Source organism: Erysipelatoclostridium sp. An15, from assembly GCF_002160675.1.
In the GTDB taxonomy this organism is placed as follows: Bacteria; Bacillota_I; Bacilli_A; order Erysipelotrichales; family Coprobacillaceae; genus Thomasclavelia; species Thomasclavelia merdavium.
Genome location: NZ_NFLA01000052.1, coordinates 1 through 16,647, shown reverse-complemented (window position 1 = coordinate 16,647; position 16,647 = coordinate 1). Strand labels below are relative to the sequence as shown.

Sequence of the window (16,647 nt, the reverse complement as noted above, 5' to 3'; positions counted from 1 at the left end):
TTGAAATGGATGATGAATCTGTAATTACATCAGGAGTAATTGAAAGAATCGGATTAGAAGATTCAATATTTACTATCAAATATCAAGGAGAAAAAAGTGTTACTACACAAAATATCAAAGATCATAAAGTTGCAGTTCAACTATTATTAGATACTTTGGTTGAAAAAGGAATTGTAAAAGACTTAAATGAAATTAAAGGTGTTGGACACCGCGTTGTTCAAGGGGGAGCATATTTTGATTCTTCAGTAGTTATTGATGAAGATGTTGTAAATAAAATTGATGAATTAAAATCATTAGCACCTTTACACAACCCAGCTCACTTAACAGGATACTATGCTTTTAAAGAAGCAATTCCTAATGCTGGAGCGGTAGCTGTATTTGATACTGCATTCCATCAAACACTAGAACCAAGATGTTATATTTATCCAATTCCATATAAATATTATACTGATTATAAAGTACGTAAATATGGTGCTCATGGAACTAGCCACTTCTACGTATCACAACGTGCTATTGACTTGTTAGGTAATCCTGAACATTCAAAGATCATCGTTGCTCATTTAGGAGCTGGTGGTTCTTTATCTGCTGTTAAAGATGGAAAATCTATCAATACATCAATGGGATTTACACCACTTGCAGGAATTATGATGGGAACTCGTAGCGGTGACGTTGATCCTTCTGTAATTGATTATTTAATTGAAGAAGTCGGAATGGATATGCATGAAGTTATTAACATGCTTAATAAAGAATCTGGTTTATTAGGTATTTCAGGTGTATCTAGTGACTTTAGAGATGTTCAAAATGCCGCAATGGAAGGTAACGAACGTGCTCAATTAGCAATCGATATCTTCTATCGTCGTGTTATCGCTTATATTGGCCGTTATTTCATCGCTTTAGGTGGTGTTGATGCAATCTGCTTCACTGCTGGAATTGGGGAAAATTCATACTTTGCTCGTAGCGGTATTTGCGATTTATTAAAAGAAGCTTTAGGAGTTGAAATTGACGAAGACGCTAACGTAAACGGTACTGGAGAACGTTTAATTAGTACTCCTAATTCAAAAGTTAAAGTTTTCGTTATCCCAACTAATGAAGAATTAGTTATCGCTCGTGATACAAAACGTCTATTAAACTTATAAACAAACATGTAGCCAAAAGCTACATGTTTATTTTTTATAAATAACTATAATACCTTCTAATATTTCTTGTTATAAATACTTTAAAGTGCCATGTTGTTTTTTTACTTATTTTAATTTATTACCCATTAACAGGCCTTTTTTATTTTAATAAATGCTCTTTAACATATTTAATAATTTTATCATGACTTGTCAAAACATCACAAAATGGTTTTCTTAAATCCAACCGCTGCATATCAACACATCTAATTTCACTTAATTGTAAACGACTTTGTGTTTTCTTGCCACCCATTACAACATCAATGTCCATCTCAAATTCAGGATTAACTTGACTTCCCTTAATTGATGTACATGGAATTATCAGCATTTTATAACCTAAATCCTTTAAAACATAACACCAATGGCCATCCATTAATTCTTTTGGAAAGCCCCTGCCAATATTAAAATATGCTAATTGATGTACCATTGGCCGACTTGCAAGATGATAATATGTATTATCAATATCCCGTCCCCCTTCTTTAACTAAATGACAATAAAAGTATTCTAGCTGATTAGTTAAATGTTTTAATGAACAACTATACTTTTCAACATCATAGATTCCAGTTTCTTCTAGATTTTCTAAAGATTTACTAATTTCTAATAGATTTTCTTGAACACTCATATTTCTTCCTCCTATTAAACATATACTTTACAAAAACTAAAATCACTTTTATTTTTTACGATTTTTTTTTATTTATTCAAATAACTAAAAATTATTTTTATAAATATAAAAAATTTGATATTATTCTTTAGTCACACTTTTATCTTATTTTCATATAATAAATATAGGTTGCTTTTTATTTTTTAATTTTATATAATATCAACAAGTTATTAAGGAGATCAAATAACAAATAGCGCCAGGACTAAGTTATCTTAGTTGACGAGGACTAGACTTATCGAAAGATTCGGCGGATGGTCTAGAGGTATGATACTACCTAAACAATGAACAAAAATAATGAGCGATCGTTAAACAAATTCATTCGGTATCCTCCATTAATAACTAATAAAATTAAATATTTTGGAGGAAATTTTATGTGTGGAATTACAGCATTCTCAGGTAAAGAAGAAGCTTTACCATTTTTATTACAAGGACTCTCTAAGTTAGAATATCGTGGTTACGATTCAGCTGGAGTTACCCTTGTTGATAAAGACAAACTTTTCACTATTAAAACGAAAGGAAGACTACAAAATCTTGTCGATCGTCTTGACCAAGATACACCTGTAGGGCATGTTGGAATTGGTCATACACGTTGGGCAACTCATGGTATCCCATCTAACCTTAACTCACATCCCCATACTAACAACGATAATACTATTTCGTTAGTACACAATGGGATCATTGAAAATTATCGTGAGTTAAAAGAAGAATTATTAGCCAAAGGTTATCATTTTCATAGCGAAACTGATAGCGAAGTTGTTGTTCATCTTTTAGATTCATATTATCAAGGTGACTTACTTGAAGCATTAAAGAAAGTTATCAAACGAATCGAAGGAAGCTATGCTCTTTGTATTGTTTCAACATTGGAACCTGATGTTGTTTACGTTACCAAAAAAGATAGTCCAATTGTTTTAGGAGTCAATAGTGATGCCAGTTTTGCAGCTAGCGACATTCCTGCATTATTAGACTACACTAAAGATGTTTATTTCATTAAAGATTATGAAATCGCCAAACTTTGCAAAAGTAAAATTATTTTCTATGATGCAAATGGAAATGAAATTCAAAAAGAAACAACGCATATTCCTTATGATAACGAAGCAGCTCAAAAAGGTGGATATGACACTTTTATGTTAAAAGAAATTCATGAACAACCTCATGTAATTAAAGAAACATTACGTGGCAGAGTAGAAAATGAAGATCAAATCGTCTTACCAGAATTAGATGAAATTAAAGATCGTTTTTCAACTTTCAACAAAACTTACTTTGTTGCTTGTGGAACTGCTTATCATGCCTGTCTTTCAGGAGCTAATATTTTAGAACGTTTAACTGGTATACCAACTTTTTCACAGGCAGCTTCTGAATTTAGATATGGTGAACCAATTATAGATGAAAAAACTTTATGTATTTTTGTTTCTCAGTCTGGCGAAACTGCCGATACTCTAGCAGCATTAAGACTAGCTAAAGAAAAAGGCTGTACAACTATTGCTATTGCAAACGTATTAGGTTCAACAATTTCTCGTGAAGCCGATGCAACTATTTATACTTGTGCCGGTCCAGAAATCGCTGTTGCTAGTACTAAAGCATATACTACTCAAGTGATTGTTTTAATATTATTAGCAATGTATATTGCTCAGACTTTGGGAAAAGAAAATGAAATTTATAAAGATATTATCAAAGGTATCGCTAGATTACCGGAACAATTAGAAGAAATCTTAAAAGATGAACCGTTATTTGAAAAATATGCCGGTTATTTAAAAGAACTTCACGATGCTTATTTCATTGGACGAAATTTAGATTATGCAACAGTTCTTGAAGGAGCATTAAAATTAAAAGAGGTTTCTTATATTCACGCTGATGCTTATATTGCTGGTGAATTAAAACATGGCCCAATTGCTTTAATTGAAAATGGTAGTGTTGTAATTGCTGTTGCAACGCAACCACAAATTGCAGCAAAAACAATAAGTAATATTCAAGAAACAATTGCTAGAGGAGCAAAAGTAATCTTATTTACTATTAAAGGTCAAGAAGTAGGAAACGTTGATGAAACTTATTATATGCCAGATGTAAATCCAATTTTACAAGCTGTTTTAGTAGCGATTCCGTTACAATTAATTGCTTATTATGCCGCTAAATTAAAAGGCTGTGACGTTGATAAACCTCGAAATTTAGCCAAATCAGTAACAGTAGAATAATAAAAGTCCCTGCTTAATATTAAGCAGGGCTATTTTTTAAAATAATTTTTGTGGATAAACTCCATCTCTAATTAATTCTTGAATACTATTAACAACACTTTCTTTATCTTCTTTATAAGTAACCCCAAACCAATTGTCATGTGATTGAAGAACTTTAACTTCTACTACACCATCATCAAGTAATGAACCAATTATTGTTGGTAATAAATATTCTTGTTTTAAATCATCTTTATCTAAATTAGCTAAAAACGTATTAAATTCTCTTTCTAATATTTCGAAAATTTCTGGTGTTAAAGCCCACATATTCATTGATACTGGAACTTCTAAATCAATTTCTGTTACTGAATCATTATCTTTTACAACAGCACATCCATTACCTTTTTCGATATTATGAGTTTCTTTGATATCTTCTAAATAACCATTAGCATCTATTTTACAAATACCTCGAGTTACACCACCATTGTCACTTAAAGTATTTTTTAAAACAAAGCTAACCATTGCTAACTGCAATTTTTCTTGATCAACACTTTGATTTGTTAAATATTGATAAGCTACTTGATAAGCTTCCTTACCATAATAATCATCAGCATTGATTACTAAAAAAGGTTCTTTAACAACATCTTTACAACATAAAATTGCCTGACCAGTTCCCCACGGTTTAGTTCTTTGCTTAAATGTTTCTTGATATTGACTAGGAATTTGATCTAATTCTTGAAAAACATATTCAACATCGATTACTTGTTTAATTCTTGAACCGATAACTTTATCAAACTCTGCTTCTAAATCCTTTCTAATTACAAAAACAACTTTGTTGAAACCAGCTTCTTTAGCATCATAAATTGAATAATCCATGATAATTTCTCCATTTGGTCCAACAGGAGCTAATTGTTTAATTCCGCCCCCAAAACGGCTTCCAATACCTGCCGCCATAATAACTAATGTAACGTCTTTCATAATCCTTCCACCTTTAATATTCTGCTAAATAATATGATAACTTAAAGTTGATTTAATTTCCAGTATATTAAAAAAATTTTAAGCAATAATAATTTTAATGCATAAATACGATTAAAAGATAGTATTTATAAGGTAATTTTGCTAGAATATGGCTTAGGAGGCTTACATGAAAGACTTATTATTATCACAAAAAAATTACAAAATCGCATTCGTTGTTTTTATCTTTACAAATACTTTAGCACTAGGATATTTTAATATTACAATCAATCCATTAAGCTATTTATTTTTATTTTGGGGTATTGCAATTATTTGTTACAATTTTATAAAAAAAGAAATTGATTTTCATGATCATAAATTTGTACTAATTCTAATCTATGGATTTTTACTACTATTTGCCACAATAATAAATCAATATAGTAATCAAAAATCATTTATATTAGCTTTAATGCAATTAATTATTTTTACTTTAATTTATAACAACCCCAGAAACTTTACCATTAACGACATAAAAAACGAATTAAAAATAATTGTTCCTTTAGTTAATATTTTAATAGCACTAGCAAGCGGTATTTCAATATTAATGTATTTATGCGATTTTTCTAGCAGTCGCTATGGTTGGCCAATTGGAATGGTCAATGATCGTCTTTTTGGTATTTATTTTAATTGTAATCCAGCTGCTTTTTTAGCTGCAATTACTATTTTATTAGCTTTGATAGCTATTAAAAATAAAAGTAAATATTCTCATTTATATATGATCAATATTATCATTGAAGTAATTTATATTATTTTAACTAAATGTCGCAGTGCAATGATTATTATTGCTATTATCATTACGGCTTTATACTACGCTTATTTTATAAAAAATAAAAACTTTTCTAAAATAAAACGATATGGCTTATCAATTATAATTTGCATTGGAATTTTTTTAGGAACTATCGTAACAACTAATATAACTTCATCTATTGTTAATAAACAGCAAGAAAATAGTAGATTTCAAATTGAAGAAGTGTTTACATCAATAGATTTATTGTTAAAAGGTGACGTACAGCCAGCTTTAAAACTTATCGATCAAGTAAGTAGTGGTAGAATCGAATTATTAAAAACTTCTTATCAAGTATGGCAAACTAGTCCGATTATTGGTATTGGAGCCGGAAATTTTCAAACAATTGGTACTCATGAAACAAGTGATACAGTAGTTAAACAAATTCAAGTAGTTCATAGTCATAATATATTTGTAGAGACATTAGTTACTACTGGTATTATTGGAGCAACCATATTTTTAATTTTTTTATTTAAAACTATTAAATCGCTTTTGAAATTATTTTCTAATAAAAGTTTTAATACTTATTTGATGATCTTATTATTTACTTTAATTGTTGTAAGTGAATTTATCGGTAGTTTGTTTGATTATGGTGTTTTTTATACTTACAGTTTATCTGCTACTTTATTCTGGTTATTTTTAGGATATTTGAATCAAATAGAAAAAGATGATGGCTAGCCATCATCTTTATTATTAATATAAACTTATAGCTTATTTTCTTAATCCTAAGCTATCGCATAAAGCTGAATATCTTTCGATATCTTTATTTTTTAAATATTTTAATAAATCTCTTCTACGACCAACTTTTTTCAATAATCCACGATTTGAATGTTTATCTTTTGGATGTTGTTTAAAGTGACCATTTAATTTGTTAATGTCTGCAGTTAATACAGCGATTTGTACTTCTGGAGAACCTGTATCTCCTTCTTTACGAGCGTATTTTTGCATAACGGCTGTTTTTTCTTCTTTTGTTAACATTTTTTATCCTCCTATTTTTTAACTTAGCTAACTCCAAGCTATACGTCGAGTCCTCGTATATCCTAGGGATAGCCGCAATCAATATTTTATCAAATATCTTAGCATTGTCAAGATAAAATCAAAACTTTTCACTCTTTCTAACAAATACAAATGCCTCGCTAGAAGATAAATCTTCTTGATATTGATAATTTAAATCATTAAATAATTTTACACCCTCATACGTTGTGATTCGATTTTTAACTATGTATCTAGTCATCGCACCACGAGCCATTTTTACATATACCCCGATTTCTTTTAACTGACCATCTATTTCTTCTTTGAAATAACATTTAACGTATTTTACTGGTTTAGATAAATATTTTTTGATAACTCGGGCATACTGATTAGCTCCTAAATCAAGAATTTCATGATCATCTTTTATTAATTCTTGGTAAATTTTATCACCCCACACCTGGTATAAACTTGAATAACCAGCCATTTTAAATGGATTATTCATTTCCAGGCGATAACTAACAACACCATCTAGTGGTCTTAAAATACCATAAAAACCGGATAAAATAACTAAATGCTGTTGTAAAAAAGCAAAGTCATCATAACTCATAACATGACTAGCCATATAATCATATTGGATTCCTTGATAAGCTAAAATAGCACAGGTAAGGTTATTTCGAAGATCCATTGACTGATAATTATCATATGCTTCTTTAGCAATCCTATCACTACAGCCAAGCATTTTTTTAATCTCCGATATTGTTAAAGTTTTTAAATGATTTAATATTTTCTCTGTTGTTTCAAGATAAACCGGTAAGCTTTCAACTTCTAAAAAAGAAGCATCATTTGTCATTTTTTTAGCTGGTGTAATTACTATTTTCATATAAATCTTTAAACCATTGTATAGATTGCTTGAGCTACGCCATTATTTTCACAGCTCTTTACTACCTGATAAGCCATTTCTTTAATTGTAGAATCTGCATTTTCAGGTGCAAATGAATATTTAAAACGTTCAAACATTGTAATATCATTTAGTCCATCACCTAAAACCATAACTTCATCTTTAGAAATATTCATCTTAGCAACAACCTGTTCTAAAATAAGCCCTTTTTGCGCTTTTTTATCAGTCACTTCGACATTGTCATCAAAAGAAGATAAATAAGCGATTCCTGAAAGAGCAGCCAATTTTTCTTTAGCTTTAGAAATTAAGGCTGTATTAGTATTAAATGCTTCTACTTTAATAATATCAATGTCTTGTTTTAAAAACTCATCAACATCCTTGATTTCTTTTAAATGCATACAAGGCATATCTTGTTGTACCCCATTAAAATATTCTTCTTTTTTCCGATTAAAACGCTGAATACAACGATCAATAAAAGCATCACGAACTATTTCTGGTTTTTTAGTTGTATAAAAACCAGCCGTTGTAAAAATCATATAATAAGTATTTAAATCATCAAAAATCTTTAAAACCTCTTTAAATCTTTCTTTAGGAAAATAACAGCTAGACAAGATTTTTCCTGTTTCATCACAAAACTGAGCTCCATTTCCTAAAATACATGAACAATGTAAACCATAACGATCCATGATTCCTTTTATACCAAAATAATCTCGTCCAGTGGCAATTGTAAAATTTACCCCTTTACTTTGAGCATATTTAATAGCTTCTAAATTTTCTTTACTAATTGAAGCATCTGTTAATAAAAGTGTTCCATCCATATCCGATACAATCATTTTTATCATAATCAAAACCTCGCTTATTTTAATTTACTATCATTGTATCGTAATTTCTAAATAACGCCTAATTTTTTCCCATTTAGAAATAACAGCCTATTTCCATAAAAAATCAAAATATACTGGATTTTCTTTCTCCCATGAAGCTTCATTATGACGTCCGTTTTTTACTACATTAATATAACTATAACCATGCAATTTTACTATTTCATCGTTAAACCAGCTAATATTTTTTAACATCCAGTTAAATCCTGATTTCCCCCGAACTTCCCGGGTTCCAAAACTAAAATATACTCGAGTATCCCTACTAATATCAGTTTGTCTAAATTCATTTTGTAGTTGTTCTTGGCAAATTGAAATAGCTGGTGATATACATGCTGCTTTAGAAAAATATTGATTATATTTGATAACTGTATATAAAGCCATCAAACCGCCCATAGAACTACCAGCTACACCAGTACACTCTCTAAAAGGAATTGTTCGATATTTATTATCTATCATTGGTTTGAATTCATTCACTACCCAATCCATCAATTGTTTTCCTTGACCTCTAACCGGCCCAAAAAAACTATTTTCTAAATCATAAGGACAATATTCACTTAAACGTTGATTCCCTTCATGATTACATTCAATACCAACAATAATCATTTTTTTATCGTAACTATCCATAAAATCCTTTAATCCCCATGATTTACCATAAGTAGCATCTTGATCATTAAACAAATTATGACCATCAAACATATACATAACCGGATAACTTTCTTGATGATTATAATAATCATCTGGTAAATAAACATGAATCATTCGTTTTAAAGAAAATGGTGTAATTAATACTTCAAATTTTTCTATCATTTTACCCTCCTAATAGCCAAATATTTTTACTGCTTCTTGCATCTTTTTTATTATTTCTACTTCAAATGGACAATTCTTTTCACAAAGACCACAAGCAATACATTCACTAGCATGATGTTTTAAAGCCTTATAGTGTTCCCTAACAGTCTCTGGTACTTCATTTTGTGCTTTACATAAATCAGTATATTTATTTACCTCAGCTACATTAATTCCTTTTACACATGGTGCACAATGACCGCAATAAACACAGTTTCCTTTAAAAGAATGTTTAGGGACGTTAGCTAAAACCTCTGCAAAGTCTTTATCTTTTGTATCAGCACTTTCATAGGCAAGATTAGTCATCAATTCTTCACAATTATGACAGCCAGCCATAACTGAAACTACACCAGGACGAGTTAAACAATAATGAATACATTGTAATGGTGTCAAAGCTACTTTAAACGGTGATAGTTTTTCATCTAATAAATCTCCGCCACCAAAAGCTTTCATTACGGTAATTGCCACTCCTTCTTTTTGACATAATTCGTATAAATTCTGACGTACTGGATCAATATTGAATAATGGCTGTTTATATTTTTCATCATCCCATAAATCATTAACATTTTCAGATGGTGGCAACAAATCATAACAAGGATTAATAGAAAATAAAATAACATCTACCAATCCTGTTTTTACTGCTTCAATAGCTATTAATGGGTTATGAGAACTAATTCCAATATGTCTAATAACGCCCTTTTCTTTTAATTCTAAAGCGTATTTAATAATAGGACCATTAAATACTGTTTCAAAATCTTTTTGCTGATCAATATAGTGTATCATCCCAATATCGATATAATCAGTTTGAAAACGTTGTAACATATCTTCAAAACCAGCTTTTACTTCATCAATTTTACGTGTTCTTAAATATTGATCATTTTTCCAATAAGAACATAAATGTCCTTCAATGATCCATTTATCACGATTATTAGCAATCGCTTTTCCAAACTTAGTTCGCATATCCGGATTAGGAGAATAAAAATCAATAAAATTTATTCCCTGCTCCATTGCCTGATCAACAAATTCTTTAACTTCCTGATCACTTTTTTTAGCTAATCCTTCACACCCTAAAGCAATCTCACTAACCATGATATTAGTTTTTCCTAATTTTCGATATAGCATATCATTCACCTCATTTTTATTGTAATAGATAAAGTACAGTTTAAGTCAATAATAATTTAAAAAGGGCATCAGCCCTCTATTTTGCTTTAAATATTTTATAAAAATATAAAATCGTTGTAATAACAATAACCCCTAGAATTAACAAATTAATCCTAAAATCACCTATCTGTAAAGATGAAAAAACACTCATAATCATAAATAATGAAACAACCTGTAATTTTATAGTTATTAACATATTATATAATAATTGATATATTCTTTGCTTATTTTTTTCAGTTATTGTTATTCCAGTATTCCAATATTGTGGTTTACGTTCAATTACAGATAAACCAAAATATAAAATTATACCAGCTATATAAGCAATCCATATCTCCCATTTATTACCATAACGATCAACTTCGCCATTAAAATTATAGTGCATTGGAATTTTATCAGGTAACAAAAGATATTGTATCATTAAAAAAACAAATGTTACAGTTAAAATTATGATACATAGATAATTGACTATTTTACAATATTTAGTTTTTTTGATTTTATAATTTTCATCCATAAAGATACCTTTTATAGTAAATTAAAATGCTTTAATGCCTTAACAACTCCATCTAAATCAACTTCATCAGTAACATAATCAGCTGCTTTTTTAACTTCTTCATTACCATTACCCATTGCCACAGCTAAATTTACATGATTCAACATTGGAATATCATTACCACCATCACCAAAAGCCATTGTTTCACTCAACTGTAAATGATAGTATTCTAAAAACTTATCAATACCATTTTGTTTTGTACCGCCTTTAGGTGAAATATCACAAAACATTGGATGCCAGCGTGCAGAGATACAATTTGGCATTAATTTCAATAACTCTTTTTCTTCTGCTTCATCAACAAAACATTGACATTGATATATCTTTCTAGTACAAACCTGGCTACAATCTTTAGCTGGCTGGCCGTCATTTTGTGTAATCCGATGAATTTCATCAACCCGCCAATCACGATAATTATAATACTTGTCGTGTTCTTCAGTAAATCCACAAGGAACCTGATGATTGTCTAAATAATTAACTAGGTTTTGTAAATCATGAGGATCAATGGTATTTTGATAAATAATTAGGTCTTTATCATAACAATACTGACCATTTAAGGTAATATAACCATCAAATTCAATCTCATCTAATACTTTCAAGCCATCTTTTCCACGACCGGTTGCAATAAAAATTTTAATTCCTTTTTTCTTTAATTGTTTTAATGCTTCGATTGTTGAATCAGGAACTTGATGAGTTTTAAAACTCACTAAAGTTCCATCAATATCAAAAAATATTGCTTTAATCATTTTATTTACTCCTACTGTTTTATTTTCCATAATCTAAATACCTGCTCAACGGTATCCGTTAAATTATTTTTAGCATTCTCTTTAGCCATTGCCTCTTGTAAAGTTGTAATATTACGAATAATGGGAAAATACGCATCTATTCCTTCTTGATTACAAAGCTTAGCTTCTTTAGTTACACTACCAGCAAAAGCGATTACTGGCTTATTATATAATTTAGCCATTTTAGCTACTCCAACAGGTGCTTTTCCCATTGCGCTTTGTCGATCCAAACACCCCTCTCCTGTAACAACAACATCAGCGTCTTTAAGATCAGATTTTAAATCAATTGTTTCTAAAATAATATCAATACCTGACTCTAGGGTGGCCTTAACAAAGGTTAAAAAAGCAAATCCTAACCCACCAGCTGCTCCAGTACCAGGAACTAAAGCATCACTATGAGGATATTTTTTCTTAGCAAGGTTCGCAAAGTTATATAACCATTGATCCATATCTTTTATCATTTGGCTAGTAGCGCCTTTTTGAGGGCCAAAAACCACACTGCAGCCGTTTTCACCACATAATACATTGGTTACATCACAAGCGATTTTAAATTGACACTTCTTTAATTCAGGTAAAACATTTTTATCATCTATCTTTACTAAATCCTTTAACCCGCGAGCTCCTAAAGGAACTTGATTACCATCTTTATCAAGCAAATCAAACCCTAAAGCCTGTAACATCCCAATACCGCCATCGTTTGTAGCACTGCCACCTATTCCAATAATAAAATTATTACAGCCTTTAGATATTGCATCTTTGATCATTTCTCCTAAACCATATGTCGTTGTATAAAGAGGATTACGCTGCTTTAAAGATAATAGAGTAATCCCAGCAATACTAGCCATTTCCATAATTGCTAATCTTTTTTCTGGAATAATTCCATAACTACTTTCTATTTTATCACCTAATGGCCCAGTTGCAACAACAGTTTCTATTTTACCGTTCATTCCTGATACTAATGCTTCAACAGTTCCCTCACCCCCATCAGCTAGAGGTTTAACAATTATTTTAGCATCCTGATATACTCGTTTAATACCTTGTTTAATAGCATTTCCAGCTTCTAGTGAATTTAAACTCCCTTTTAACGAATCAATAGCCACTACTACTTTCATTTAAATCACCTCCACTATTACTTTTTAAAATAATTATCATTGAGCAATAATCAGGTCGTAAACGACCTGATTAAATACTACCTTTATACTTTTTCAACTGTAAATAATACAATTACTGCTCCTATCAATGATAGAATAACTCCTATCAATAATACTTCACTAACACCTACAGCATCTAATAAGATACCACCAATGATATTAGCAAAAACCCCAGACATTGTCATTGACGTAGTGACAAAAGATTGCCCTTTAACAATATCTTTATTATCAACTTTACAATTTACATAATATACTGATGCTGGAATAAATAAAGCATAAGCACCCATTTGTAAAACTTGAGCAATATAAATCATAACCATATTAGTAGCTAGGTATGTAATAGCATGTTTAGCTAAAAATAGCACTATTGATGCTTTAATTAATGTCCCACAATTCACTTTTTGACTAAGCTTAGTAAAATATGCCATAGTTGGTAATTCAAGCATCGCTGCTAAAAATACCGCATTTCCCATGTCACTACTATTACCACCAACATTAGTTACAATTTGAATAAAGAAATTATTAATAATTGTATGAGCAAAATAAACTAATACAAAACCTAATAAGAAAACAATAAATTTTTTATACTTACCAGCAAATTTTAATAAACTAACATTTTCTTGTACTTCAGCTTCTGTTTCACTTTCTTCATCAGCATTAACAATCTGTGCATTTTTTGGTAAAATAAATAAATGAACAACTATAAATAATAGTGCATTAAATACGACATAACAAATTGGTAAAAGATCAGGACTAAACCATTCAACAATATACCCTAATGCCATTGATGTTAAAGCATAAGCTACAGACCCTAATCCTCTTGCAATACCAAAATTAATTTGAATACCATATTTTTCAAAAATAAATGCTAAAGTATTGATTAATGGCATTATCGTTGTTTCTAAAGAAAAAATTGCCACAATTAAAATAAAAATTAAAGTTTGATTTGTGGGAATTACTAATAGGGCAACTGATAAAATAATCGCAATTGCAACTATCGTATTAATAATTTTACGGATTTCAATATTTTTATGATTATCGGCAAATGAAGCTAATGCCGGTTGCATGAAAACCGCTAAAATACTACATAATGATAAAATAATACCAATTGTAGAATTGGAAAATCCCTTATACAACAAATAAACTGATGCATAGCCCATCATGGCTGCAAAAGCACCAAAATAAAAAATTTGGCTAGCCATGTACTTAATGTTTAAACTTTTTCTACTATCCATAATACCTACCTCTTATAATCGCTTACATAATATTAATATAACATAATTAATGTTAATTAAAAAGTTTTTTCAAAATTTGATTCATATTTTATAAGCAATAGTTTAATCATATCATTTGACAAAAATAACTATCAACGATAATATAATAATATAGTTAGATTAGACTAACTTTATAAAATACCAATACAATATAACAATATAAATCAATACAATTATCAAGAAAGGTGGAAATAATTATGATTGCAACATTAATTTTATTAACAATGATTTTAGTAGCGATTTTCACTATTAAATCGCATCTTAAAAGAAGACTAATCAAGCAAAGTCATCAGTAAAATAGTTTAAATATTATATCTATTCCCTTTAATAAAAATTATATATTGTTGTACTTAAAATAATAAATATCAAAATCTATACGATAAAAGCATCACTTCAATGAAATGATGCTTTTATGCTTTATTTTGTATAATATAAATATAAAAAGGAAAACTTTTACTAGAGGTGATTATATGCAATACGAAAATCTTCATCAGCTTATAAACCATAGTAATTGTTCTCGTCAATATTTCTTATCGCTTCCAGTATCTATGCAGCTAAAACTCCATCAATACAATGAAAACATTCATAATTTATCTCAGCTTCATTTTTTTGTAGAAAACATTGACAAGTTATAAAAATTTATTATTTAGGATTAGGACCTAAGTAGATTAATTTTAACTTTATTCCTGTATCCAATCTAATTCTTGAATTTTGATCTAATTGAAGATTGCGATAACAATCACTTAAATCATCACTAGCATCAAAATATATTTTTTGACTTTTATTATTACTAAAACATTCTAAATAACCACTGCCATCAACTACATAAAGATCATACCAGCCCATTAAATAATTAAGTCCTTCAAAATACATTCCAGCTTTTAAAATTATTTCTCTTGGTGATTTTACTATATTTCTTTTTACTTCTGCCGGTCTTGTTTCTTTAAATTTATTTAATTCTATTTGTGGTTCTTTAGTATTTTGTAACAATGATTCCATTAGTTTATTTAAATATAATTCATCTTCTCTACGAGAATCATTTTCTTTTTCATTTTCTACTTTTTCTATATCACTAAATTGTTTGCAATACTGTAAAATACTATTAGAACATTCTTTTACTTTATTTTGGCAATTAACTAATTCATCATCATCATTTGAAAAAATACCTGCTAAATATCTTTTTTCATTTAAAAACCGATCTCTAATTAACAAATAGACTGCATCTAATTCAATTTTTATTTCTTCATTATTTTGCAAAATTGACATCAAATAACTCATTTCATCTTTGTTAGCTAGACTAAAAGCTTCATCATTTAAAAAATTATAATTTCCGCCAACTTCATAAACACCAGAATCATAATATTCTACTGTACAAATAACATCTTTAATATCCTGATAATTATATATATCTTCATTTATAATAATTTTATCATTATTATAAGCAACGTTTAATTCTTTATAACCAATCTGTTTTAGTAAATTGTTTATATGATTATTTTTCGTCTCCATAACTTCGCTCCTTTTCAATATATTATAATTCTACTCTTGTAATTTTAACATTATGTTAACTAAAATTATTTAATTAAAAATTCCGCATATAATAAACTATGATCAGAAAAAGATGAAGTTTTTACATCACGTTCGACTAATTCAAAATTATCAGAATAATAGATATTATCTGGTGAGCCATAACTGCCATATGTCATTAACGTTTCATCACTATTTACATTATCTAATATATCAGTATCCCATCGTTCATTATAACCATAAAAATAATTAAAATCACCAGCTAAAATCACATGACCATCTAATTCAATATTATTTTCAATAAAATCCAACTGTGTATCATGGTAACTATCATACGCTACATGGGTATTGTAAATATTTAACGGTGTTTGACCATACTCGATTACTGTTTTAGTTAAGACCCGTGGTTCTCTAAATAAACTATTAGGCATTAATTGTGATGATACCTTAGTAATTGGATATTTACTTAATATCCCAATTCCATAATAACCGTTAAGAATCCACATTGTTGAATAAAAATGATAATATGGATAACCGGCTTCCTTTGCCATCGATGCAACCATATCAAAGTTACCAGAACGAATTGCGTTTTGATCAACTTCTTGTAAGCAAATGATATCTAACTGTAAGTCTTTGATATCATTTACGAAACCTTCTAAATCTTCTTTTCCATAGTTTAATGAGTGAACATTATAAGTCCAATGTCGTCAATTTAAGAAGATAAAAGGATATGTTTAGCTAATTAAGTATCTGATCATATCCTTTTCGTGTTTGAAAACGCTAAAAAAGCGTATAAATATCCCTTGATTTTTGAT

General features: G+C 29.2%; 15 protein-coding genes and 1 pseudogene. 3 read left to right on the top strand and 13 right to left on the bottom strand.

What is annotated here, in order from left to right:
* Positions 1-1,136, top strand: a 1,136-nt coding sequence (locus B5E92_RS12860) for an acetate/propionate family kinase (protein ID WP_087302843.1), incomplete at its 5' end; no start/stop codon positions are given.
* Positions 1,137-1,275: 139 nt separating this feature from the next.
* Here B5E92_RS12860 and B5E92_RS12855 read toward each other — a convergent pair.
* Positions 1,276-1,794: a hypothetical protein gene (locus tag B5E92_RS12855; protein ID WP_087302839.1), complete on the bottom strand. Its 519-nt coding sequence runs from the start codon at positions 1,792-1,794 to the stop codon at positions 1,276-1,278.
* Between the two features lie 410 nt (positions 1,795-2,204).
* On the opposite strand from B5E92_RS12855, the gene glmS reads away from it, so the two are divergent.
* Entirely contained in the window at positions 2,205-4,022 is a 1,818-nt protein-coding gene (gene glmS, locus B5E92_RS12850) for a glutamine--fructose-6-phosphate transaminase (isomerizing) (protein WP_087302837.1), read from the top strand.
* Positions 4,023-4,058: 36 nt separating this feature from the next.
* On the opposite strand, the gene B5E92_RS12845 is transcribed toward glmS, so the two are convergent.
* A complete protein-coding gene (locus B5E92_RS12845; protein WP_087302835.1) occupies positions 4,059-4,976 on the bottom strand; it encodes a sugar phosphate nucleotidyltransferase in 918 nt (305 codons plus the stop codon).
* Between the two features lie 166 nt (positions 4,977-5,142).
* On the opposite strand from B5E92_RS12845, the gene B5E92_RS12840 reads away from it, so the two are divergent.
* Positions 5,143-6,474, top strand: a complete 1,332-nt coding sequence (locus tag B5E92_RS12840) for an O-antigen ligase (RefSeq protein WP_087302834.1) — start codon at positions 5,143-5,145, stop codon at positions 6,472-6,474.
* A gap of 33 nt (positions 6,475-6,507) precedes the next feature.
* Here B5E92_RS12840 and rpsO read toward each other — a convergent pair whose 3' ends face one another.
* From rpsO to B5E92_RS12785, 11 genes and pseudogenes are all read right to left on the bottom strand, one after another.
* Positions 6,508-6,774, bottom strand: a complete 267-nt coding sequence (gene rpsO / locus B5E92_RS12835; protein WP_087302832.1) for a 30S ribosomal protein S15 — start codon at positions 6,772-6,774, stop codon at positions 6,508-6,510.
* A 118-nt stretch (positions 6,775-6,892) separates the two neighbouring features.
* The gene (gene yaaA, locus B5E92_RS12830; RefSeq protein WP_087302830.1) at positions 6,893-7,648 is read right to left on the bottom strand and encodes a peroxide stress protein YaaA; all 756 of its coding nucleotides are present in this window, start codon (positions 7,646-7,648) and stop codon (positions 6,893-6,895) included.
* Positions 7,649-7,656: 8 nt separating this feature from the next.
* The gene (locus B5E92_RS12825) at positions 7,657-8,508 is read right to left on the bottom strand and encodes a Cof-type HAD-IIB family hydrolase (RefSeq protein ID WP_087302828.1); all 852 of its coding nucleotides are present in this window, start codon (positions 8,506-8,508) and stop codon (positions 7,657-7,659) included.
* An 87-nt stretch (positions 8,509-8,595) separates the two neighbouring features.
* Entirely contained in the window at positions 8,596-9,351 is a 756-nt protein-coding gene (locus tag B5E92_RS12820) for an alpha/beta hydrolase (RefSeq protein ID WP_087302826.1), read from the bottom strand.
* Positions 9,352-9,360: 9 nt separating this feature from the next.
* The gene (locus B5E92_RS12815) at positions 9,361-10,509 is read right to left on the bottom strand and encodes an aldo/keto reductase (protein ID WP_087302824.1); all 1,149 of its coding nucleotides are present in this window, start codon (positions 10,507-10,509) and stop codon (positions 9,361-9,363) included.
* A 76-nt stretch (positions 10,510-10,585) separates the two neighbouring features.
* On the bottom strand, positions 10,586-11,059 hold the full coding sequence (locus tag B5E92_RS12810) for a DUF1648 domain-containing protein (RefSeq protein ID WP_087302822.1): 474 nt from the start codon (positions 11,057-11,059) through the stop codon (positions 10,586-10,588).
* Between the two features lie 11 nt (positions 11,060-11,070).
* The gene (locus B5E92_RS12805; protein ID WP_239406471.1) at positions 11,071-11,871 is read right to left on the bottom strand and encodes a Cof-type HAD-IIB family hydrolase; all 801 of its coding nucleotides are present in this window, start codon (positions 11,869-11,871) and stop codon (positions 11,071-11,073) included.
* Entirely contained in the window at positions 11,853-12,992 is a 1,140-nt protein-coding gene (locus B5E92_RS12800; RefSeq protein ID WP_087302820.1) for a glycerate kinase, read from the bottom strand. The genes B5E92_RS12805 and B5E92_RS12800 overlap by 19 nt, the downstream gene beginning before the upstream one ends.
* Before the next feature lie 83 nt (positions 12,993-13,075).
* Entirely contained in the window at positions 13,076-14,266 is a 1,191-nt protein-coding gene (locus tag B5E92_RS12795) for an MFS transporter (RefSeq protein ID WP_087302817.1), read from the bottom strand.
* A 681-nt stretch (positions 14,267-14,947) separates the two neighbouring features.
* Positions 14,948-15,814, bottom strand: coding sequence for a hypothetical protein (locus tag B5E92_RS12790; RefSeq protein WP_087302815.1), 867 nt, complete (start codon positions 15,812-15,814; stop codon positions 14,948-14,950).
* 65 nt (positions 15,815-15,879) lie between these two features.
* A pseudogene (locus B5E92_RS12785) lies at positions 15,880-16,518 on the bottom strand (endonuclease/exonuclease/phosphatase family protein); the annotation flags it as partial.
* Between the last annotated feature and the right edge of the window lie 129 nt (positions 16,519-16,647).

What these genes read in the sequence shown, in the direction of transcription:
- B5E92_RS12855 (WP_087302839.1), bottom strand. Translation starts at nt 1,794, where the DNA reads ATGAGTGTTCAAGAAAATCTATTAGAAATTAGTAAATCTTTAGAAAAT.
- glmS (WP_087302837.1), top strand. Translation starts at nt 2,205, where the DNA reads ATGTGTGGAATTACAGCATTCTCAGGTAAAGAAGAAGCTTTACCATTT.
- B5E92_RS12845 (WP_087302835.1), bottom strand. Translation starts at nt 4,976, where the DNA reads ATGAAAGACGTTACATTAGTTATTATGGCGGCAGGTATTGGAAGCCGT.
- yaaA (WP_087302830.1), bottom strand. Translation starts at nt 7,648, where the DNA reads ATGAAAATAGTAATTACACCAGCTAAAAAAATGACAAATGATGCTTCT.
- B5E92_RS12790 (WP_087302815.1), bottom strand. Translation starts at nt 15,814, where the DNA reads ATGGAGACGAAAAATAATCATATAAACAATTTACTAAAACAGATTGGT.
- B5E92_RS12820 (WP_087302826.1), bottom strand. Translation starts at nt 9,351, where the DNA reads ATGATAGAAAAATTTGAAGTATTAATTACACCATTTTCTTTAAAACGA.
- B5E92_RS12800 (WP_087302820.1), bottom strand. Translation starts at nt 12,992, where the DNA reads ATGAAAGTAGTAGTGGCTATTGATTCGTTAAAAGGGAGTTTAAATTCA.
- B5E92_RS12840 (WP_087302834.1), top strand. Translation starts at nt 5,143, where the DNA reads ATGAAAGACTTATTATTATCACAAAAAAATTACAAAATCGCATTCGTT.
- B5E92_RS12795 (WP_087302817.1), bottom strand. Translation starts at nt 14,266, where the DNA reads ATGGATAGTAGAAAAAGTTTAAACATTAAGTACATGGCTAGCCAAATT.
- B5E92_RS12805 (WP_239406471.1), bottom strand. Translation starts at nt 11,871, where the DNA reads ATGGAAAATAAAACAGTAGGAGTAAATAAAATGATTAAAGCAATATTT.
- B5E92_RS12815 (WP_087302824.1), bottom strand. Translation starts at nt 10,509, where the DNA reads ATGCTATATCGAAAATTAGGAAAAACTAATATCATGGTTAGTGAGATT.
- rpsO (WP_087302832.1), bottom strand. Translation starts at nt 6,774, where the DNA reads ATGTTAACAAAAGAAGAAAAAACAGCCGTTATGCAAAAATACGCTCGT.
- B5E92_RS12810 (WP_087302822.1), bottom strand. Translation starts at nt 11,059, where the DNA reads ATGGATGAAAATTATAAAATCAAAAAAACTAAATATTGTAAAATAGTC.
- B5E92_RS12825 (WP_087302828.1), bottom strand. Translation starts at nt 8,508, where the DNA reads ATGATAAAAATGATTGTATCGGATATGGATGGAACACTTTTATTAACA.